Origin of the sequence: Pseudoxanthomonas japonensis (genome assembly GCF_043632995.1) — a bacterium.
Taxonomy (GTDB): domain Bacteria; phylum Pseudomonadota; class Gammaproteobacteria; order Xanthomonadales; family Xanthomonadaceae; genus Pseudoxanthomonas_A; species Pseudoxanthomonas_A japonensis.
Map to the genome: position 1 here is coordinate 2707088 of NZ_CP171632.1, position 20998 is coordinate 2728085.

Annotated in this window: 23 protein-coding genes; 15 read left to right on the plus strand and 8 right to left on the minus strand. The window is 68.6% G+C overall.

What is annotated here, in order from left to right; translation table 11 throughout:
* The first annotated feature begins 142 nt into the window (after positions 1-142).
* From ACGHX3_RS12545 to ACGHX3_RS12575, 7 genes are all read left to right on the plus strand, one after another.
* Complete coding sequence (locus ACGHX3_RS12545) at positions 143-577, plus strand: hypothetical protein (RefSeq protein WP_394695161.1); 435 nt, start codon at positions 143-145, stop codon at positions 575-577.
* Between the two features lie 35 nt (positions 578-612).
* On the plus strand, positions 613-1131 hold the full coding sequence (locus ACGHX3_RS12550; protein WP_394695162.1) for a hypothetical protein: 519 nt from the start codon (positions 613-615) through the stop codon (positions 1129-1131).
* Positions 1128-1340, plus strand: a complete 213-nt coding sequence (locus ACGHX3_RS12555; protein WP_394695163.1) for a DUF4287 domain-containing protein — start codon at positions 1128-1130, stop codon at positions 1338-1340. The genes ACGHX3_RS12550 and ACGHX3_RS12555 overlap by 4 nt, the downstream gene beginning before the upstream one ends.
* A gap of 140 nt (positions 1341-1480) precedes the next feature.
* A complete protein-coding gene (locus tag ACGHX3_RS12560; protein ID WP_394695164.1) occupies positions 1481-2626 on the plus strand; it encodes a glycosyltransferase family 4 protein in 1146 nt (381 codons plus the stop codon).
* Positions 2604-3155, plus strand: a complete 552-nt coding sequence (locus ACGHX3_RS12565) for a phosphatase PAP2 family protein (protein ID WP_394695165.1) — start codon at positions 2604-2606, stop codon at positions 3153-3155. The genes ACGHX3_RS12560 and ACGHX3_RS12565 overlap by 23 nt, the downstream gene beginning before the upstream one ends.
* A 118-nt stretch (positions 3156-3273) precedes the next feature.
* Positions 3274-3705 (plus strand): hypothetical protein, encoded by a 432-nt coding sequence (locus ACGHX3_RS12570; protein WP_313927571.1) that lies wholly within the window; start codon positions 3274-3276, stop codon positions 3703-3705.
* Positions 3698-3910, plus strand: a complete 213-nt coding sequence (locus ACGHX3_RS12575) for a helix-turn-helix transcriptional regulator (RefSeq protein WP_162336344.1) — start codon at positions 3698-3700, stop codon at positions 3908-3910. Before ACGHX3_RS12570 ends, ACGHX3_RS12575 begins: the two co-directional genes overlap by 8 nt.
* Before the next feature lie 13 nt (positions 3911-3923).
* Here the strand turns inward: ACGHX3_RS12575 and ACGHX3_RS12580 are convergent, their stop codons facing one another.
* The 7 genes from ACGHX3_RS12580 to creB form a co-directional block, all read right to left on the minus strand.
* A complete protein-coding gene (locus ACGHX3_RS12580; protein ID WP_394695166.1) occupies positions 3924-4808 on the minus strand; it encodes a carbon-nitrogen hydrolase family protein in 885 nt (294 codons plus the stop codon).
* Positions 4805-5410, minus strand: a complete 606-nt coding sequence (locus ACGHX3_RS12585; RefSeq protein WP_162336342.1) for a GNAT family N-acetyltransferase — start codon at positions 5408-5410, stop codon at positions 4805-4807. Before ACGHX3_RS12585 ends, ACGHX3_RS12580 begins: the two co-directional genes overlap by 4 nt.
* 43 nt (positions 5411-5453) lie before the next feature.
* Positions 5454-6458: an MBL fold metallo-hydrolase gene (locus ACGHX3_RS12590; protein WP_394695167.1), complete on the minus strand. Its 1005-nt coding sequence runs from the start codon at positions 6456-6458 to the stop codon at positions 5454-5456.
* 178 nt (positions 6459-6636) lie between these two features.
* Positions 6637-7047, minus strand: a complete 411-nt coding sequence (locus ACGHX3_RS12595; protein ID WP_313927567.1) for a hypothetical protein — start codon at positions 7045-7047, stop codon at positions 6637-6639.
* Between the two features lie 10 nt (positions 7048-7057).
* Positions 7058-8431 carry a cell envelope integrity protein CreD gene (gene creD / locus ACGHX3_RS12600; RefSeq protein WP_394695168.1) on the minus strand — a complete coding sequence of 458 codons (1374 nt, stop codon included), beginning with the start codon at positions 8429-8431 and terminating at the stop codon, positions 7058-7060.
* A gap of 298 nt (positions 8432-8729) precedes the next feature.
* Positions 8730-10169: a two-component system sensor histidine kinase CreC gene (gene creC, locus ACGHX3_RS12605; protein ID WP_394695169.1), complete on the minus strand. Its 1440-nt coding sequence runs from the start codon at positions 10167-10169 to the stop codon at positions 8730-8732.
* A 1-nt stretch (position 10170) separates the two neighbouring features.
* Positions 10171-10857, minus strand: a complete 687-nt coding sequence (creB, locus tag ACGHX3_RS12610; RefSeq protein ID WP_379608553.1) for a two-component system response regulator CreB — start codon at positions 10855-10857, stop codon at positions 10171-10173.
* A gap of 25 nt (positions 10858-10882) precedes the next feature.
* Between creB and ACGHX3_RS12615 the strand changes: the two genes are divergently transcribed.
* From ACGHX3_RS12615 to ACGHX3_RS12640, 6 genes are all read left to right on the plus strand, one after another.
* Positions 10883-11740 (plus strand): 23S rRNA (adenine(2030)-N(6))-methyltransferase RlmJ, encoded by an 858-nt coding sequence (locus tag ACGHX3_RS12615; protein WP_394697287.1) that lies wholly within the window; start codon positions 10883-10885, stop codon positions 11738-11740.
* A 79-nt stretch (positions 11741-11819) separates the two neighbouring features.
* Positions 11820-12770 carry a DUF808 domain-containing protein gene (locus tag ACGHX3_RS12620; RefSeq protein WP_394695170.1) on the plus strand — a complete coding sequence of 317 codons (951 nt, stop codon included), beginning with the start codon at positions 11820-11822 and terminating at the stop codon, positions 12768-12770.
* Between the two features lie 55 nt (positions 12771-12825).
* On the plus strand, positions 12826-13374 hold the full coding sequence (locus tag ACGHX3_RS12625; RefSeq protein ID WP_162336334.1) for a GNAT family N-acetyltransferase: 549 nt from the start codon (positions 12826-12828) through the stop codon (positions 13372-13374).
* 90 nt (positions 13375-13464) lie between these two features.
* A complete protein-coding gene (locus ACGHX3_RS12630) occupies positions 13465-13737 on the plus strand; it encodes a DUF4242 domain-containing protein (protein ID WP_394695171.1) in 273 nt (90 codons plus the stop codon).
* Positions 13738-13843: 106 nt separating this feature from the next.
* Complete coding sequence (gene mfd / locus ACGHX3_RS12635) at positions 13844-17407, plus strand: transcription-repair coupling factor (RefSeq protein ID WP_162336332.1); 3564 nt, start codon at positions 13844-13846, stop codon at positions 17405-17407.
* 49 nt (positions 17408-17456) lie between these two features.
* On the plus strand, positions 17457-18062 hold the full coding sequence (locus ACGHX3_RS12640) for an HD-GYP domain-containing protein (protein WP_162336331.1): 606 nt from the start codon (positions 17457-17459) through the stop codon (positions 18060-18062).
* A 3-nt stretch (positions 18063-18065) separates the two neighbouring features.
* On the opposite strand, the gene ACGHX3_RS12645 is transcribed toward ACGHX3_RS12640, so the two are convergent.
* Positions 18066-19616 carry a phospholipase D family protein gene (locus tag ACGHX3_RS12645; RefSeq protein WP_162336330.1) on the minus strand — a complete coding sequence of 517 codons (1551 nt, stop codon included), beginning with the start codon at positions 19614-19616 and terminating at the stop codon, positions 18066-18068.
* A gap of 119 nt (positions 19617-19735) precedes the next feature.
* Between ACGHX3_RS12645 and ACGHX3_RS12650 the strand changes: the two genes are divergently transcribed.
* Complete coding sequence (locus ACGHX3_RS12650) at positions 19736-20281, plus strand: histidine phosphatase family protein (RefSeq protein ID WP_379608554.1); 546 nt, start codon at positions 19736-19738, stop codon at positions 20279-20281.
* On the plus strand, positions 20278-20943 hold the full coding sequence (gene nfi / locus ACGHX3_RS12655; protein WP_162336328.1) for a deoxyribonuclease V: 666 nt from the start codon (positions 20278-20280) through the stop codon (positions 20941-20943). The genes ACGHX3_RS12650 and nfi overlap by 4 nt, the downstream gene beginning before the upstream one ends.
* The last annotated feature ends 55 nt before the right edge of the window (positions 20944-20998 follow it).

The window sequence follows — 20998 nt, forward strand, 5'->3', positions numbered from 1 at the left end:
CCATGGCACGCCACAGGCAGTGGTATCGACGCCGGCATTCCCGGCATCGCCCGCCATGGCCGCCCATCCGGCTATAGTCGCCTCCCGTCACGGCCGGCCCCACGCCGACGGGCAGTCCCTCGCATCCTTGCCGGAGGTTGTCATGAAGCGCGTGTTCCGTCTGATCCTGGCGGTCGTCGTCGGCGTAGTCGTCGGCAGCGTCGCCAACATGGCGCTGATCACGCTCGGCGGACATGTCATCCCACCGCCCGCCGGCGTCGACACCACGACGACCGAGGGCCTGAAGGCGGCGATGCCGCTGTTCGAGCCCCGACATTTCCTGTTCCCCTTCCTGGCGCACGCGGTGGGCACGCTGGTCGGCGCCCTCGTCGCCACGCTGATCACACCCGGGTGGACCCGCGGACCCGCGTGGGTGGTCGGGGCCTGCTTCCTGCTGGGCGGCATCGCCGCCGTCGCCCTGCTGTCGTCGCCGGTGTGGTTCACCGCCGCGGACCTGGTCCTCGCTTACCTGCCGATGGCCTGGCTGGGACATCGGTTGGTGGCCGGGAAACCGACCACCGCGTCCAAGCACACGTAACCCGCTTCCATATCCACACCGCAAAAGGACCTTGCATGCGCTTCATCCTGATCTTCAGCCTTTTCTTGCTGGCCCTGCCGAGCCAGGCCGTAGACATCACGAAGGTGAAAGCAGGACTCGTCTGCATGAACCCCGCAGCGGACGGGAAACCGGAAGGATGGGTGTGCCACGAGACGCAGGACATCCTGGTCACCGATCAGGGACGCTGCACCTACAACGGCGTGCCCCGGCACTGCAGCTGGTTCGGATTCTCGTTCGATTACCGCGCCGACACCGATCGAACGGTGCTGCACTGCGTAGCGGAGAACTCCAGGCCTACCTCGCCCGGAAACCCCCGCGAAATCATCGCGGAGAACGTCACCTCCAGCACGTTCGACATCCCGCTGGAAGGAAAACAAGGGCATTTCTTCAATCCGATGTACTACGTGTTCGCGGTGCGGGAACCGGACGATGAGGTGGTCGTCGACACGATGACCTGCTCGCACGAGGGCGTGGTGGTCTTCCGCAACACCTTCAACCTGCATTTGCCGACGGCACCGGAGCACAGGCCATGACCACCCCGCCGCCTGTCAAAGGCCCCGCCTCCTACTTCCCATCCATCGAAAAGACCTACGGCAAGCCCGTCGCACACTGGTTCGCCGTGCTGGAGACGGTGAAGGACCTGAAGCACATGGAGCAGGTCGCCTTCCTCAAGAACGAACACAAGCTGGGCCACGGCCATGCGAACGCGCTGGTCGCCTACCTGCGAGCGAAGAACGGCTGATGTCTCGCGCCTGATGACCGCCCTCGGCTGGTGGGCATGAACAGAACCGTGTCGCCTTACACACCGTCATCCTGCGGTCACCCAATCGACACACGTGCGACACCTCGCACGCCCAGCATGCGCAAAACGTGGAGTCGCGCATGCGCTTTGCCATCGTCACCGAGACCTATCCGCCGGAAGTGAACGGGGTGGCCCTGACCGTGCAGGGACTGGAGGCCGGCCTGCGCCAGCGCGGCCACGACGTTCCCGTCGTCCGCCCACGCCAGGCCGGCGACGAAGCAGCGATCGACGACACCCTGCTGGTCCGCGGTGCCAGCCTGCCCCGCTATCCGGGGCTGAAGTTCGGCCTGCCCGCGACGCGACGCTTGCTTGCGCAATGGAAGGCTTCACCACCGGATGCCGTCTACGTGGCCACGGAAGGCCCCCTCGGCTGGTCGGCGCTGCGCGCGGCGCGTCGGCTGGGCATCCCGGTGGCCACCGGCTTCCACACCCGCTTCGATGACTACATGCGCGACTACGGCGTGCGCTTCCTGCAGCACACCGCACTGCGCTGGATGCGCCACTTCCACAACGGTGCCGATGCGACGCTGGTGCCGACGCGCGAACTGGCGGAGTTCCTGCAGTCGCAGGGATTCCATCGCGTGGTGCGGTTGGCGCGCGCGGTCGATGCGCGCCATTTCAATCCCTCGCAACGCGACGACGCATTGCGCGCCGAGTGGGGACTCGGTCCGGACGACCTCGCGGTGATCTACGTCGGTCGCATCGCCGCGGAAAAGAACCTGGAGCTGTCGGTCCGCGCGTTCCGCGCGATCCAGCAGGTGCAGCCGAACGCGACGTTCGTCTGGGTCGGCGACGGTCCGGTGCGCGAAGGGCTGGCGCAGGAGCATCCCGACTTCGTCTTCTGCGGTGTGCAGCGCGGCGAAGCGCTGGCGCGGCACTTCGCCAGCGGCGACCTGTTCCTGTTCTCCAGCCACAGCGAAACCTTCGGCAACGTCACCCTTGAAGCGATGGCCAGCGGCGTGCCGACGGTCGCGTTCAACTACGGCGCGGCGCGCGAGCACCTGATCGACGGGAAGCACGGCGCGGCGGTGGAGAACGACGACGACTTCGTCGCCGCCGCATTGCGGCTGGCCGCCGACGCCGCACTGCGACGGACCCAGGGTGACGCCGCCAGCGCGGCGATGCGCGACCTGCACCCCGACCGCGTGGCCGCCGACTTCGATGCGTTGCTGACCGACCTCGCCCTGACACGGAGAAGCCACCATGCGTCCGCTGCCGCCGCGTAATGCTTTCATGGGCCGGGACACCGGCTGGTGCCTGCGTGCCAACCGCTGGGGCGAATGGAGTGGCGTACGCCGCTTCTTCGCCATCGTCAGCCGGTTGGGCGACGGAGTGTTCTGGTACGTGCTGATGGCCGCGCTGATCGTGGCCGACGGCCTGGATGGACTGGCGGCATCCGCGCACCTTGCCGGCACCGGCGTGATCGCGCTGACGCTCTACAAGGCCTTGAAGCGCTGGACGCGCCGGCCGCGGCCGTTCGCCTCGGACGTGCGCATCCGCGCCTGGATCGCGCCGCTGGACGAATTCAGCTTCCCCTCCGGGCACACCCTGCATGCGGTGGCCTTCACCGTGGTCGCGCTGGCGCACTACCCGGCGCTGGCGCCGCTGCTGATTCCGTTCGCGGCCTGCGTGGCGGCCTCGCGCGTGGTGCTGGGGCTGCACTATCCGAGCGATGTGCTGGCGGCGACGGTGATCGGGTCGGCACTGGCGGGTCTGTCGATCTGGCTGGTGCCGGGCGTCAGCCTGCTGGGCTGATGCGGCAAGCGGAGCGAACCTTCAGTTACGTTTTAGTAACTCAATGTTATATATTATTGACATTGAGTAAGCGCAGGCTTACCTTGCCCCCGTCCATCCACTAACGGGGAGTACGGCAATGCTGTCGAAGGAACGTTTCGCCTGGGTCTGGCTGACGGCGCTGGTCGTCGTCTTCGCCATTTACTTCACCTACGTCTCGGTCAATGCCGACGCGGTCGCCGCCATGCACATGGGGCAGCGGATCGGCCTGCTCGCCATCGCGCTGGGGTCGCTGGGCGTGATCGCCCTGCTGACCGCCGTGTTCGGCCGCCATCGTGAGGAGGACGGCACGCCTACGCCGATCGACGAGCGCGACCGCCGGATCGATTCGCGCGCCTCGGTCTACGCCTACTACGTGCTGATGGCCGGCATCATCGTGGTGGGCTGTGTCATGCCGTTCACCACCGGTGGCTGGACCATCGTGCACGCCACGCTGCTGGCGATCGCCGCGGCCGAACTCGTGCACGCCGGCTTGGTGATCCACGGCTACCGTCGAGGCCTGCGTGTCTGAGGCCCGCGTCACCAACCAGATCCGCACGCTGCGTTTCCTGGCCGGCGAGATGACGCAGGCCGACCTGGGCAAGCGTGTCGGCGTGACGCGGCAGACCATCGCCGCGATCGAGGCCGGCAAGTATTCGCCCACGCTGGAATGCGCCTTCCGCATCGCGGACGTGTTCGACAAGCCGCTGGCCGAGGTGTTCGGCTGGGAACGCTGAGCGGCGCAGCCGCTCAGTCCAGCCGTTCGACGCGGGCACGCACCAGGGCGGGCTGCAACTGGCCCGCCCAGTCGCGATCATTCGCCACCTGCGCGTCGGTGCGACTGCGCTCCAGCGCCTCGAGGTCGAGATCGGCAATGGCCCACGGCTGGTCGCCGACGGTCTGCACCACCACACCATCGGCGGGCAGGCCGCGGTCCATCGGGGCGAAGATCGCCGCCTCACCGGTGTTGATGTCGAGTGCCGGACTCCATGGCGCTTCCCCTGCGGTCACCGACTGCGCGACGAAGAGGCGGTTCTCCAGCGCGCGCGCCAGGCAACCGACGCGCACGCGGGTCGCACCGGCCTCGGTATCGGTGCAACTCGGCACCAGCAGCAGGCGCGCACCGCCCTCCGCCTGCGCACGCACCGGCAGCGGGAATTCGCTGTCGTAACAAACGGACACGCCGCTGCGCACGCCGGCCAGATCGAACACCTTCACCGCATCGCCGCCGTCGATGACGCCCAGCCCCTTCTCGAAGCCGGTCAGCTGCAGCTTGTCCTGCCATGCGTGCACGCCCTGCGGCGTGAACACGTCGCTGCGGTTACGGTAGCGGCCATCGCCCTGCGCCAGCAGAAAGCTGCCGGCGACGATATGGAGGTCGAGTTCCTTCGCCAGCCGCGCGTACAGCGCGAGCCAGTCGTCACGATAACGCTGGATCGCGAGGAGTGAGGCGTGCAGATCGGCCTGGGTGGCGGCATCGAACGTGGCAGCCAGTTCCAGCGCCAGGTATTCCGGCAGCACCGCGATGCGCGCACCCTGCGCGACCGCCTCGCCCAGCACCTGCGCCTGCCGGTCGGCGAACGCGGCGAAATCGGCGGGCGCCTGGATGGCGTACTTGGCGACGGCGACTTTCACCGCATCGGTTCCAGGCCGCGTAGCCAGAACGTCAGCGCATGGTCGACCTCGCCGCGGCCGATCTCGTTCCACGCCAACCGCATGGTCATCCCGGGCTGGCGCGTATAGCCGCGCTTGTCCCAGAACACGTCGTTGCCGCGATGCCCGTCGGGCCGGCGCGGATCGTCCGATTCGCGGTCCACCGCGCAGAACGCCGTCCAGCCGAACCGCCCCAACGCACGCGCATGCGCCTCGCGCAGGTCGAAGAACGTGTGGCCGATACCGTTGCCGCGGTAGGCCGGCAGCAATACGGATTCGCCAAAGTAGAAGATGTCTTCCGGGTCCATGCCGCTGTCGACGAAGGGCTGACGGAAGGCCTCGGTATCGTCGGCGAGCGGCAGGCCGGTGGACGCACCGACCACCTGCCCGGCATCCATCGCCAGCACGAACACGCTTTCGGCCGAACGCGCATAGGCGTCGAGATAATCGCGTTCGAAGTCGAGGTCGCCGTCGTACAGGTACGGCCAGTCGCGGAACACCGCCACGCGCAGGCGCGCGACATCGTCCAGCCAGGGGGTGATCTCTGGCCCGCGGAACAGGCCAATGGTGTAGGCAGGCGTCATGCCGCCAGTGTAGCGGCATGCCTCCCGCGCCGGCGACGCATCCTCAGTGCGCGTGCGCGACGTGCCGGTGCGCGGGTTCGCCGTCCTGCGCCAGCAGCCGGTACTGCACGCGGTCGGCATCACCCAGATCCACGCCGCGCGGACGCGAGGCCACGCCCTCCTTGCCGAAGTCGAGCACCGCGCCGACGCCTGCGTACAGGTAGCGGTCGCCGAAGGCTTTCAACAATGCGGCGAAGGTCGGCTCGCCGGTGCAGTGGCCGGGCGCGATGTACTGGATGTCGTGCGCCTTCAGGGCGTCGACCAGGCCGGCGATGGCGGTGTCGTCTGCGTTGACGAAGTGGAAGCCGCCGATCACCAGGTGGATCTGCGGATCGATCTTCGCCGCTGCATCGACGATGTGGGCAATGCCGGGGTGCGAGCAGCCGACCACGAGCACCAGGCCCTGGTCGGTACGGATGGCCAGCGACAGCTCGCGCAATTCGCGCGTGCCCGGCGCATCGGAAACAGCAGCGATCGTCCAGACACCGGGCGCGATCTCGGTGGTCTCGGCCAGCGGCTTGAAGTTGCCGGTCGGCCAGGCACGGCCGAACTGCAGGCGTTCGGCGGGTTCGCCGTCGTAGTAGCGCATGCGCGCCGGCAGCGCGGCATCCTTACGGTAGAAGCTGGACGGCAGCGACGAGCCGTAGATGCCGAAGCCTTCCTGCGGCGCGTACACCGGCACCTGCGGATTGACCTTCAACACCTCGGCCAGCCCCGCCATGTGATCGGCGTGGCGGTGCGACATCACCACGGCATCCAGCTTGGACAGGTCGATGTTCTTCGACTTCACGTTACGCGTGAAGATCGCCGCGTCGTTGCCGGTGTCGAAGAGGATGCGCTTGCCACCGGCCTCGACCAGCGCGGCGAACCCCCAATCCTTCTCCAGCGCGGGATCGTCGCCGAAGGCGTCGTAGATCACGGTGATGCGGGGTGCAGCGACCTCCGCGGCGAACACGGGCGTGGCCAGGCACGACAGGCCGAGGAGCAGAAGACGGGAGAGGACACGCATGCGCAGGCTCCGGCAAAAGATCATCACGAGCTTACGCGCCGCCGTTCGTGGTTCATCGCTGCTTATACCTTCGGACTGATAACCAGCGCTCATGTGCTTATGCCGCACAAGCAAAGAGGCCGGCGACGTGCCCGGCTCCCTCCGTGGAGATCCGGGCACGCCGCCGGCCGGGGCGAACTCAGTGGATGAAGGTGTCGCCGCGATGGTCGTCCCACGCATACAGCGCGAGTCCCCGTGCGGGATCGAGCTGCAGGCGCACGCGGCCATCACGACTGCGGGTGATGAAACCGTTCGACGACCCTTGCGGCAACGGCCGCCAGGCTTCGTAGGCAAGCGGCGCGCCGTGGCGCGCGAGGCCTTCCCTGGCCACGCACGCGTCCTGCAGGAACACCAGTGGACACGCGTCCAGCGCCTGCCGCGTCGAGGATGACAGTTCGAATGCGATGGTGCCGCGATGCCGGTGGCGCAGCGGCAGCAGCAACGCCGTCAGTCCCGCCTCGCCTGCCACGTCGAGCACGACGCGGCAGGTGTCGATCCGGGGCGGCAGCACGCGGCAGGCGCGCCGGTGCAGGGTGGCGAGATCCAGCATCGTTGCTGCCTCAGCGCAGTTCGGTGCCCAGCGCGTACCAGTCGACCTTGCGGGTGACCCACATGATGACGGCCAGGATACCGAACAGCAGCAGCGAGCCCATCAGCAGCGCGTTGTTCTCCGACTTCAGCAGGAGGTAGAGCACGCCATACAGCGCGGTGAGCATCGTGGCGAAGCCCGCGGCGCGCAGCCAGCTCTGCAGCACGCCGGACAGGTAGAAGAACTGCAACCCGATGCATGCGGCGGCGGAGACCAGGTAGGCCTGCCAGAACGCGATGTGCTCGGACAGGCTGAGCAGCAGCAGGAAGAACACCGCCAGTGCCAGGCCGACCAGCAGGTATTGCAGCGGATGGATCGGCAGCCGCTTGATCAGTTCGAACAGGGCAAAACCGACGAACGTCAGCACCACGAACAGGATGCCGTACTTGCTGGCGCGATCGACCTGCGTGTAGACGTCCACCGTATCCACCAGGCTGACCACGGCGCTGTCGATGGCGGACGCGCTGCCGTCATCGGCGACGTACTCCGATGGCGTGGCGCCCAGCGACGGCGGCTGCGTCAGCTTGCCCGACGCCGATTCGAGCTGGCTCTGCGCGGCACTGGCCAGCGACGACACCTGCCAGCGGGCGGTGAAGCCGGTACCGTCCAATGTCTTGCTGTTGGGCAGGAAGCGGCCGCCGAACAACGGCTGCCGCCAGGGCGAGCTCATCGTGATGTCGTTGCTGTCCGCGATCGGTGCGATGCCGATCGACTGGGTACCGGCCAGCGTCATCTCGAGTTGCGCCCTGCTGGCCGGCAGCGACGCGCCGGGCGTGCCGATCAGGGCATGGATGCCGTCCATGCGCGAGGACATCGCCCCCGTGCCGGCCGCCAGCGTGCGCGGCACGCCATCCACCTTCAGCGATGGCGTCCCCACCAGCCCGCGCACGTCGGCCATGCCGACGACGACGTAGGGCTGGCCGTAGCTGCGTCCGTCCGCGGCCGGCACCTGCAGCGGCGCGAAGTCGGCCTTCATCGCGGCTTTCCACTCGTAGACGTTGACGGTGTACAGCCCGATGCGCCGCTCGCCCGGCTGCAGGCGGCCGTCGACCACAAGGCTGGTCGGCATCTGCACCAGATAGCCTTCCTTCACGTCGCGGCGGACCTCCGGCTTGCCGTTCTCGTTGACGGCATTGACGACGCGCTCCTCGCGCCATGGCACGACACGCAAGGGACCGACCACCTGCTGGGGACCGGCCATGCTCTGGGAGACGCGATGCTCGGCCTGCGCACGGTACAGCTCGCGGTCCTGGATGACGCCGCGGATCATCATCAGCGGAATGAGCAGCAGCAGGACCAGCCCGCCGACGGTGAGGGAACGCAACAGCAACTTCAATGACTTCATGTCGATGCCCCGGTTGGATACGGGACGCATCGTCCAGTGGCTCGGTGCAACCGGCAGGGAGCGTGTTTGAAGGCTGTGTGAAGTGGCGCTAACGCTCGTCATGGTCCCTCTCCCCGTTCTACGGGGAGAGGGTGCCAACGGCGGGTGAGGGACGAACGGAGTCCGTGGACGGTGACTGCAGAGCACGACCAACGTTCAACTCACTGGCAGCGCTGTGGTATCCGACGGGAAAGCGCCCCTCATCCGCCCTTCGGGCACCTTCTCCCCGCTCGCGGGGAGAAGGGAACACATGAGCGCGTCAGATCATCGGCAGCGACATCACCGCTTCCGCACCGCCGTCGGGGCGATTGGCCAGCGAGGCCTCGCCGCCGTGCAGGCGCATCACCTCACGTACGAACGGCAGGCCCAGGCCGGAACTCCGCTGCCCGCCATCGGGGCGTGGCAGCGAATAGAAGCGCTCGAACACCCGCTCCTGCGCGTAATCGGGCACACCCGGACCGCGGTCCCGCACGACGAAACGCACCTGCCCGTCATGCTCGACGACCGCCAGTTCCACCTTGCCGCCCCGCGGCGAGAACGCGATGGCATTGTCGAGCAGGTTGGTCAGCGCGCGGCGCAGCAGGAAGGCGTCGCCTTCCACCGTCCAGGTACCGGCCTGCGGAAGGCGCTCGACCGTCACGTCCCGCGGCGTCAGCTTCGCGTCGAGGTCCTGCACCACGTCGTCGGCGAGCGCACCCACGTCGATGCGTTCGCGCCGCTGCAACCAGCCGTGCTGCTCCACCTCGGCCAGCGCCAGCAGCTTGTCGATGGTCTCGGTCAGCCGCTGCTCCTGGGTCTGGATGTTGCGCGCGAAGCGCTGGCGCTCGGCCTCCGGCAGCGGTTCCTGCAGCAGTTCCGCCGCGCCGCGGATGGCGGCGAGCGGGCTCTTCATCTCGTGCGTCAGCGACTGCACGTACTGCTCGACGTAGGCCTTGCCCTCGAGCTTGCGGCGCATCGTCTCCAGCGCGCGGCCGAGATCGCCGATCTCGTCGGTGCGCGGTCGCGGCGGCGGGACCGGCTCGCCGGCACTGACCGCCTGCGCATAGCGGTTCAGGCCGCCGATGCCGCGCATCAGCCACCACGTCATCAGCACGCCGATCAATGCGGAAATGCCGATCAGCCAGGCGCCGCGCAGCAGGATGCTGCGCTGGCTGGCGACGATGAAGGGTTCGATGCTGCGGTTCGGCTGCGACAGCGTCAGCACGCCGATCAGCGTGGCGCGGTCGGCGGGATCGTAGATGGGCGCCGCCACATGCATGACGGTATTGGCCGTGTCGCCCGGCGCTTCCGCACTGGAACGCGCGCCGTACTCGCCACGCAGGGTGCGGTACACGTCGTTCCAGCGCGAATTGTCGCGGCCGACGTCGCGGCCCTGCGAATCGAATACCACCGTGCCTTTCGCATCGGTGACGGTGACGCGGTAATCCACGCTGCGCTTCTGGAAGCGCCATACCCAGGCCTTGGGGTCGCGCTGCTGCGCTTCGGCGACGTTGCCGGCGAAGGCGCCGTCGGCGATATGGCCTGCCTTCAGGTCGTCGGCGGCCATCTCGGCCAGCATGTTGGCGGCGTCGACCAGCGTCGACTCCATCGCCTGGCGCACGCCCGGTTTCACCTCGTTGACGAACACGCGCATCACGAAGAACGCGGCGATGCCGACGATCAGGAAGAAGCCGAGGACGAGCTTCAGCCCGAGCCGCATCTCAGGCCTCGATGGCGTAACCCAGCCCGCGGTGCGTGCGGATCGGGTCGGGGTCGGCACCGGCGGCGCGCAGCTTGGCGCGCAGGGTCTTCACGTGGGTATCGACGGTACGGTCGGCGCTGTCGGCATCGCTGTCCCAGCCGCGGTCCATCAGCTGGGCCCGGCTGAGGATGGCGCCGGGCCGCTGCAGCAGCGCGTCCAGCAAGGCGTACTCGTAGCGGGTCAGGTCCAGCAGCTGCTGGCGGTAGCGGATACGGTGGCCGTCTCGGTCCACCGCGAACTCGCCGCGCGCGACCCAGTCGCCAGCGCTCGCCTGCGCCGCGCTGGCACCGGCACGACGCAGGCGGGCACGCACGCGCGCCACCAGTTCGCGCGGCGAGAACGGCTTGGTGACGTAGTCGTCGGCGCCGAGTTCCAGGCCGAGCACGCGGTCGATCTCGTCGTTGCGTGCGGTCAGGAAGATCACCGGGACGTCGCTGAAGCCCCGCAGTTCGCGGCACACATCGAAGCCGCTGGCATCGGGAAGGCCCACGTCCAGCACCACCACGTCGACACCGCCGGCGCGCACGCGCGGCACCACCTCGCGCGCCAGCAGGCAGTGGTCGGCCTCGATGCCTTCACTGCGCAGCGCATACAGCACGGCGTCGGCGATGGCGGTTTCGTCTTCGGCAATCAGTACACGGGGCATGGCGCAAGCATATATGCTGCGCGCCATGAATTACCGCCATGCCTACCACGCCGGCAACCATGCCGACGTCCTCAAGCACATCGTCGTGCTGGCCTGCATCGATGCGCTGAAGCGCAAGGACACGCCGTGCTTCGTACTCGACACCCACGCCGGGCGCGGCCGCTACCTGCTTGGCGGCGCGGAAAGCCGCAAGACCTCGGAAGCCGCTGGTGGCGTGTTCAAGCTGATGGGGGCCACCCGGCTGCCCGACCCGGCCGAGCGCTATCTGCGCGCAGTAGTCGCCAACAATCCGGTCGGCGCCCTGATCACCTATCCCGGCTCACCCCTGCTGGTCGCGCAGGCGTTGCGCGCGCAGGACCGGCTGGCGGCGTGCGAGTTGCAGCCCGAAGAGGCGCAGGCGCTGCGCGAGGTATTCGCCGACGACGACCGCGTCGTCGTGCATGCCCGCGATGGCTACGCCGCGATGAAGGCACTGCTGCCGCCGCGCGTGGGCGAACAGCGCATCGCCCGCGGGCTGGTGCTGATCGACCCGCCGTACGAAGTGCAGGACGCCGAGTACCCGCAGATCCTGGCATCGCTGCGCGATGCGCTGGAGCGCTGGCCGGCCGCCACCTACATGGTGTGGTACCCCATCAAGCAGCGGCGCAGCCTGCTACCGTTCTTCCGCAAGGCCGCCGCGTTGCCGACCAAGGGCGCGTTCGTCGCCGAACTGCAGGTGCGCCCCGACGACTCTCCCCTGCGCCTCAACGGCAGCGGCATGCTGGTGATCAATCCGCCGTGGCAGCTGGACCAGGCGTTGGCCCCGGTCCTGCCGGTGCTCGCCTCCACGCTGGGCGAAGCCGGCGCGAGCCATCGGCTCGAGTGGCTGCGGCAGCCGACCTGACGCTCGCGTCGCGCTCACACAGCACCGCCGGAAGGCTGTGCGAGAATCGCCCCCTCCTTTCCCTGCACGACACCTTTCCATGGCCGGATCCAGCCTGTTCGCCCTGATCGACGACATCGCCACGCTGCTCGACGACGTGTCGGTGATGACCAAGGTGGCGGCGAAGAAAACGGCCGGCGTGCTGGGCGACGACCTGGCGCTCAATGCACAGCAGGTCACCGGCGTCAAGGCCGACCGCGAACTGCCGGTGGTGTGGGCGGTGGCCAAGGGCTCGGTGGTCAACAAGGCCATCCTGGTGCCGGCCGCGCTGGCGATCAGCGCGCTGGAGACCTGGCTGCACGGCAAGGGCTACAACGTCCCGCTGGTGACGCCGCTGATGATGCTGGGCGGCGCGTTCCTCTGCTTCGAGGGCGTGGAGAAGCTGGCGCACAAGTTCCTGCACAAGGGCGAGGATGAACAGCGCCATGCCGAGCGCGTGGCCGCGATCCAGGACGGCAACGTCGACATGGTGGCGTTCGAGAAGGACAAGGTGCGCGGCGCGATCCGCACCGACTTCATCCTGTCCGCGGAGATCATCGTCATTTCGCTGGGCACGCTGGCCGGCCGCACCTTCCTCGAGCAGGTGCTCACGCTGGTGGCGATCTCGGCCATCATGACCGTGGGCGTGTACGGCCTGGTCGGCGGCATCGTGAAGCTGGACGACGCCGGCCTGGCGCTGGCCGCGGACAAGCGCGAGAGCGGCTGGGCGCGGTTCAAGCGCGCGTTCGGCCGCGGCATCCTGTACAGCGCGCCGTACCTGATGAAGTTCCTGTCCATCGCCGGCACCGCCGCGATGTTCCTGGTCGGCGGCGGCATCCTCGTCCACAGCATCCCGGCGCTGCATCATTTCATCCAGCCGTATGCCGAGGGCGAACTCGGCTGGCTGTGGGGCAGCCTGTTCAACGCGGCCGTCGGCGTGCTCACCGGTGCGGTGGTGGTGGCTGTCGTCACGGCGGTCTCGCGCCTGCGCGGCAAACGCCACGGGGCCTGAACCGGCGGCGCCCCGGCCCTCGCGGCCTTTCCGGATTTCATGCGAGCATCACGCCATGACTGCGCCAAAACGCCTTCCTCCCTGGCATGAACACTTCCGCCTGCCCAGTGGGCGCGAACTGCTGATCCGGCCGATCCGGCCCGAGGACGCCGGTCCCATCCAGGGCGCGTTCGGGCTGCTGGGGCCGGAAGAGATCCGGCACCGCTTCATGTACGCGCTGAAGGAGCTGACGCCGGAAATGGCGCAGCGCCTGACCCACCCCGACCCCAACACGGAGTTCGCGCTGGTCGCCGCCGAAGCGCTGCCGCCCGGCGAGGCGCTGGTCGGCGCGGTGGCGCGCGCGGCCCTGGTCTCGCGCACCCGCGATGCGGAGTTCGCGATCCTGGTCAGCCACTTCATCGCCGGCCAGGGCCTGGGCCGCCACCTGATGCGCAAACTGGCCAAGTGGGCACGCTCGAAGAAGCTCGACCGCCTGTACGGCGATGTGCTCGACACCAACCTGCCGATGCTTGCGCTGGCCGAATCGCTGGGCTTCAAGCGCGTACGCGAGAACGACGGCTCCGGCCTGGTCCGCGTGGTGCTGGATCTGAACGACGGTCCCTGAGCCGCGCCGACCGGCGGTCGGCCCAAACCAGCTGTTTCCCGCGTGTTTCCCGGTGAGGGCGCTGTTCGCGATGCGCCACCGGGAGGCCGCATGCCCCGTTACCTGATCGAACGCGACGTCGAAGGCGCAGGCCTGATGACGCCGGACGAACTGAAGGCCGTCTCGCAGGCGTCATGCCGCGCCCTGGACGAACTGGGCCCGCGGGTGCAGTGGGAACACAGCTACGTTACCGACGACAGGATCTATTGCGTATACCGCGCGCCGAACGAAGACCTTGTGCTGGAGCATTCGCGCCGTGGCGGTTTCCCCGTCGACCGTATTTCCGTCGTCGCCGAGGTGATCGACCCGCTGACGGCGGAATGATCCGTTGCGGCGTGTGAGCGGCTTGCACGGGCCTGCTTGGTAAACTGCGCATCCCTTCGCGCTGGGCACCCCACGGTGTCCGGCGCTGCCGTTGTTCCGTGTACCCATGACCGACGCCCAGAAAAGCCCCCTGCCCGTTCCCCCGCTGCCCCGTGGCGGCCAGTCCCGCGCCTGGTGGCGCGCACCTGCCTCGCCGACCGCGCTGGCGTGGTCCATCGCCGCTGCCGCCCATGCGCACGACGGCCCACTGCTGGTTGTAGCGCGCGACAACCACGAAGCGCACCAGTTGGAAGCCGACCTGCATACGCTGCTCGGCACGGACGCCGACCTGCCCGTGGTGCCGTTTCCCGACTGGGAAACCCTGCCCTACGACCAGTTCAGTCCGCATCCGGACATCGTCTCGCAGCGCCTGGCCGCCTTGCACCGCCTGCCCACGCTGGTGCGCGGCATCGTGATCGTGCCGGTGCAGACCCTGATGCAACGGCTGTCGCCGCTGCGCCACATCGTCGGCGGCAGCTTCGACTACCGCGTTGGCCAGCGGCTGGACTTCGACGCCGAGAAGCGCCGGCTGGAAGCGGCAAGCTACCGTCACGTGCCGCAGGTACTGGACCCAGGCGACTTCGCCGTGCGTGGCGGCCTGCTGGATGTCTACCCGATGGGCGCCGAGGCGCCGCTGCGCATCGAACTGCTGGACGACACCATCGACTCGATCCGTCACTTCGACCCGGAAAGCCAGCGCTCGCTCGACAAGACGGATGCCGTGCAGCTGCTGCCCGGCCGCGAAGTGCCGCTGGACGAACGCTCGGTCGAGCGCGCGATGACGCTGCTGCGCGACCGCTTCGATGTCGACACGCGTCGCAGCGCGCTGTACCAGGACCTGAAGTCCGGCCTGGCGCCGGCCGGCGTGGAGTACTACCTGCCGCTGTTCTTCGACCAGACCTCGACCCTGTTCGACTACCTGCAGCAGACCGCGTTGCCCGTGCTGACCGAGGGCTTCGGTGAGGCGGCCGAGGCGTTCTGGGCACAGACGCGCAACCGCTACGAGCAGCGCCGCCACGACATCGAACGTCCGCTGCTGCCGCCGGACGAGCTGTACCTGTCGCCGGACGGCCTGCGCGAGCAGCTCAACCAGCGCGCCCGCATCGAAGTCTGCGGTGCGCAGCACAGCCGTCACGCCGATGCACTGCCGCTGGGCGAACAGCCGTTGCCGCCGCTGCCGGTGGCGGCGAAGGATGCACCCGCCGGCGAGGCGCTGAAGTCGTTCCTCGGCCACTACCCCGGGCGCGTGCTGATCGCCGCCGACTCGCCCGGTCGTCGCGAGGCCTTGCTGGAAGTGCTGCAGGCGGCGGAGTTGAAGCCGGAGGTGATCGGAAGTTTCACCGAGTTTGTTTCAGATCGTCATCCCCGCGCAGGCGGGGACCCAGCGACGTTGGGCGGTACCGACGAAAGCGCAAAGGCACTGGGTTCCCGCCTGCGCGGGAATGACGCGGTCAGATTCGCCATCGCTGTCGCCCCGTTGGCCGACGGCTTCGCGCTGGACGATCCGCGCATCGCGGTACTCACCGAGCGCCAGCTGTTCCCGGAGCGCGCCACGCAGGCGCACCGCCGCAAGCGCACCGGCCGCGAGCCGGAAGCGATCATCCGCGACCTCGGTGAACTGACCGAGGGCGCGCCCATCGTCCACGAGGATCACGGTGTCGGCCGTTATCGCGGCCTGATCGCGATGGACGTGGGCGGCATGCCGGGCGAGTTCCTCGAGATCGAATACGCCAAGGGCGACCGCCTGTATGTGCCGGTCGCGCAACTGCACCTGATCAGCCGCTACTCGGGCGCGTCGGTGGAAACCGCGCCGCTGCATTCGCTCGGCGGCGAAGCCTGGGCGAAGGCCAAGAAGAAGGCAGCGGAAAAAGTCCGCGACGTTGCCGCCGAACTGCTGGAGATCCAGGCGCGCCGGCAGGCCCGTGCCGGCCTCGCCCTGCACCTGGACCGCGCGATGTACGAACCGTTCGCCGCCGGCTTCCCGTTCGAGGAGACGCCCGACCAGCATCACGCGATCGAATCGGTGATCCGCGACCTGGCCAGCAGCCAGCCGATGGACCGCGTGGTGTGCGGCGACGTCGGCTTCGGCAAGACGGAAGTCGCCGTGCGCGCCGCCTTCGCCGCTGCCAGCGCCGGCAAGCAGGTCGCCGTGCTGGTGCCGACCACGCTGCTGGCCGAGCAGCACTACCGCAACTTCCGCGACCGCTTCGCCGACTGGCCGTTGAAGGTCGAGGTGCTGTCGCGCTTCAAGACCGCCAAGGAGATCAAGGCGGAACTGGAGAAGCTGGCCGAGGGCACGCTGGACGTCATCGTCGGCACGCACCGCCTGCTGCAGCCGGACGTGAAGTTCAAGGACCTCGGCCTGGTGATAGTGGACGAAGAGCAGCGCTTCGGCGTGCGCCAGAAGGAAGCCCTGAAGGCGCTGCGCGCCAACGTGCATCTGCTGACGCTGACCGCCACGCCGATCCCGCGCACGCTCAACATGGCGATGGCCGGTCTGCGTGACCTGTCCATCATCGCCACGCCGCCGGCCAACCGCATGGCGGTGCAGACCTTCGTGACCCCGTGGGATGCGGCGCTGCTGAAGGAAGCCTTCCAGCGCGAGCTGTCGCGTGGCGGCCAGGTGTACTTCCTGCACAACGACGTCGAGAGCATCGGCCGCATGCAGCGCGAGCTGCAGGAGCTGGTGCCGGAAGCGCGCATCGGCGTGGCGCACGGACAGATGCCGGAGCGCGAGCTGGAACAGGTGATGCTGGATTTCCAGAAGCAGCGCTTCAACGTGCTGCTGTGCACGACCATCATCGAGTCGGGCATCGACATCCCCAACGCCAACACCATCATCATGAACCGCGCCGACAAGTTCGGCCTGGCGCAGCTGCACCAGCTGCGCGGCCGCGTCGGCCGTTCGCACCATCGCAGCTATGCCTACCTGGTGGTGCCGGACAAGCGCAGCATCACCGCCGACGCGCAACGCCGGCTGGAAGCGATCGCGTCGATGGACGAGTTGGGCGCAGGCTTCACCCTCGCCACGCACGACCTGGAGATCCGTGGCGCCGGCGAACTGCTGGGCGAAGACCAGAGCGGGCAGATGGCCGAGGTCGGCTTCAGCCTGTACACCGAACTGCTGGAACGCGCGGTGCGCTCGATCAAGGCCGGCCACCTGCCCGACGTCGACCTGGGCCAGGAGCGACGCGGCGCCGAGGTCGAACTGAACGTGCCGTCGCTGATTCCCGACGACTACCTGCCCGACGTGCACACGCGCCTGACGCTGTACAAGCGCATCAGCAGCGCGCGCGACAAGGAGGAACTGCGCGACCTGCAAGTGGAGATGATCGACCGCTTCGGTTTGCTGCCGGATCCGGCCAAGTACCTGTTCGCCACCGCGGAACTGAAACTGGCCGCGAACGACATGGGCATCCGCAAGCTGGAGCTCGGCGAGCACGGGGGCCGCATCGTGTTCGAGGCCAAGCCGAAGATCGACCCGATGGCGGTGATCCAGCTGATCCAGAAGCAACCCAAGCTGTACACCATGGACGGACCCGACAAGCTGCGCATCAAGGTGCCGCTGCCGGACGCGCCCGACCGCTTCAATGCGGCGAAGGCGCTGCTGATGACGTTGGCGCCGGGTTGAGCCCACGCACGACGAGCACCTCCCCTCCCCTTTCCTTCCGAGAAAGCCCGTGACCTTCGACCCCGCCCCGGACTTCAGCGACATTGCCTGTTCCCTGGAAGCGCTGGCCCTGGCCATCGAAGTGCGCGATGCCTACACGCGCGGCCACTGCGACCGTACCGGTCGCATCGCGCGGACGCTGGGACAGTGCTTCGACCTGGATGCGGACCAGCTCGAACAGCTGGAGCTCGCCGCGCATTTCCACGACGTCGGCAAGATCGGCGTGCCGGACCGCGTGTTGCTGCATACCGGGCCGGTCGCCGACGAGGACTGGCCGTCGATCCAGGCACACAGCGAACTCGGCGAACGGATCTTCCTGGCAAGCGGGCATCCCCATGCGAATGCGGTCGCCACGCTGATCCGCCATCACCACGAAGCCATCGACGGCAGCGGCTATCCCGACGGCCTTTCCGGGGCCGCCATCCCGCTGGGCGCGCGCATCCTGCGCGTGGCCGACAGCTACGATGCCATGACGACGCGGCGTCCGTATGCCGAAGGACGCGCGCACGACGCGGCGATGCGCATCCTGCATGCGGAGCAGGACGAGAAGATCGATGCGGACGTGTTCCGCGTGTTCGAACGCCTGATGCGCGATACCGCGCTGCGCGAGGCCTGAGCGCTACAGCTGCGATTCGACCGGCAGCCAACCTACGGCGCGCGCGGTCCAGCGACGCCAGACACTGGCTTCCGGCTCGCGGTCCCAGACACGCGGCGGTTGCGTCGAGGCATCCTCCCAGCGCAGTGCGCCGTCCTGCAGGCGCACGCGATAGCTCCTGTCGGCGGCGATCTTCGCCTCGTAGCTGCGCAGCAGGGCCGCGGCCGCGCTGCGGTCGCGGAACAGTACGCCCATCTCGGTGTTGAGGTTGACCGAGCGCGGGTCCAGATTGAACGACCCGATGAAGCCGCCTTCGCCATCCACCGCGAATGCCTTGGTGTGCAGGCTGGCGCCGCTGGAACCGAACAGGCTGCTGTCCTGTTGCCCATGCGGCATCAGTTCGAACAGGTCCACGCCGCCCTCCAGCAACGGCATGCGGTACGGGGCGTAGCCACCGTGGACCGCCATCACGTCGTTGGCCGCCAGCGAGTTGGTCAGCACGCTGACATCGACGCCTTCCGCGCGCTTGCCGACCAGCCAGCGCGTGCCCTCCGTTCCCGGCACGAAGTACGGCGAGATCACGCGCAACTCGCGCTTGGCCTCGCCCATCGCCCTGCCCAGCCGGTGCACCAGCCACTGGCCCTGTCCCTCGCCCTGTCCCTTCGAGGCCGGGTCGGAATACACGCCCACTTCGTCCAGCCAGTGCAGTGCGTTGCCACCGACCAGCGCGCGCACGCCGGGCGTGCCGCGCAGCCGCGCGACGTAGTCCGCCGCCTGGGCAGACCGGTAACCGGCGTCGCCATTCTCGCGCAGTTTTTCCAGCGCATCGGGCTCTGCCGTCGTCAGGGCCGACAACGGGATCACCGAGGCGCTGTTCCAGAAGTCGTCGAAGATCGCCGACGTCTGCGCGACAGCGGGCCCGATCAGCACGGCATCCAGGTCCATGAAGTTGGTCTGCGCGGCGGCATCGAAGTACTCGTCACCCACATTGCGACCGCCCACCACCGCCACGCGGCCATCGGCGATCCACGCCTTGTTGTGCATGCGGCGGTTCATCGCCATCGGCCGCAGCAGCATCTCCGTGGCGCGGCCGAGCACGCCGGCGCGGCTGCGCGAAGGATTGAACAGCCGCACCTCGATGTTCGCGTGCGCGTCCAGCGCCGCCAGGTGCGAGTCCTTGCCGTGCGCGGTCATGTCGTCCAGCAGCAGGCGGACCCGCACGCCGCGATCGGCAGCGCGCAGCACTTCATAGCTCAGCAGGTTGCCGGTGAAGTCGTGGTTCCAGATGTAGTACTGCAGGTCCAGGCTGCGGCCCGCGGCGCGCGCGGTGGCGGCGCGCACGGTAAACGCGTCGAGGTTGTCCGACAGCAGCGCCATGCCGCTCTGCCCGCCGCGCTCGCGCAGCAGCGGCGCGATGGCACGGTCGAGCGTGGTGGCATCGGCCGCGGTCGGCAGCGCCTGCGATGCCGGGCCACGCGCGCCCTCGGCGAAGCGGCCGTAGCTGTACAGCGCCACGCCGGAGGCTACCCCCAGCACGAGCACGGCGATGCCCAGTCGCCGCAGCCACTTGCGCATGGTCTCTCCCTCTTCACGGATCGGCGCCTATCGTAGCGGCCGCCCCGTGAGGACGCCGCTTGCGCCGCCATGGCGGCCGTTGCACGCTCGGCTTCCGTCCCTCCGCCACCAGGATCACCATGCGCCTGCCGCACCGGTTCCGCCTTCCCTTCGCGCTGCTGCTGGCCTCGCTGGCGGCTGCCTGCAGCACCGCGCCCACGCAGGATGCGTCGGCACCGCTGACCTTCATCGTGGTGCGCCATGCGGAAAAGGCGACCGACGATCCCGAGAATCCCAGCCTCTCCGCCGTCGGCCAGGCGCGCGCCGTCGCACTGGCTGAGCGCCTGCGCGGTGCGCCGCTGGTGGCCGCGTACGCCACCGAATACCGCCGCACGCAGCAGACCGCGCAGCCCAGCGCCGACGCCCGCGCGCTGCCGGTCACGGCGTACTACGCGCGCGGTCCGGCCAGCGAGATCGCCGCACAATGGAAGCAGTCGCATCGTGGCGGCACGGTACTCGTGGTCGGCCACAGCAACACGGTGCCGGACCTGGTGGCGGCGCTGTGCGGTTGCGAAACGGCACCGATGGACGACCGCGAGTACGACCGCCTGTCGATCGTCCGCATCGGCAGCGACGGCCGCGCGACGCTGGAGGTCGGGCGCTACGGTGCCCCATCGTCGCCATGAGTACGGCGTTCGGCGACTGGGACGGCAGCATCGTCGAGGCGCGCCGGATGCAGGAAAGGTTGGCGGCGGAGGTGTCCCTGCGCGACGACGTACGGGAGACGCCGCGCTGGCTGGCGGGCTTCGATGTCGGCTTCGAGGACGAGGGAGCCACCACCCGCGCCGCCGCCATCCTGCTGGCGGCCGACACCCTGCAGCCGGTCGCGTCGGAGATCGTGCGGATGCCGACCTCCATGCCCTACGTGCCCGGGCTGCTGAGTTTCCGCGAGCTGCCGGCGCTGGTCGCCGTGCTGGCACGGCTGCCGCACCCACCCGATCTCGCCTTCGTCGACGGCCAGGGCATCGCCCATCCGCGCCGGCTCGGCATCGCCGCGCACTTCGGCGTGGCCACCGGCCTGCCCAGCATCGGCGTGGCGAAGAACGTGCTGTGCGGCAAGCATGAAGCGCCCGGCCCTTCGGCGGGCGAACACACGCCATTGGTCCATCGCGGCGACCATATCGGCTGGGTGCTGCGCAGCAAGCCGCGCTGCAATCCGCTGATCGTCTCGCCCGGCCATCGCGTCTCGATGCAAGGCGCACTGGACCGGGTGCTGCGCACGCTGCGCGGCTACCGCCTGCCCGAGCCGACTAGGCTGGCCGACCGGCTGGCCTCGCGTCGCGGCTGATCCACGCGCAACAATCCGTTTCTCCGCTGGCGCGGGCGTGGCCGACGTCCCGTGC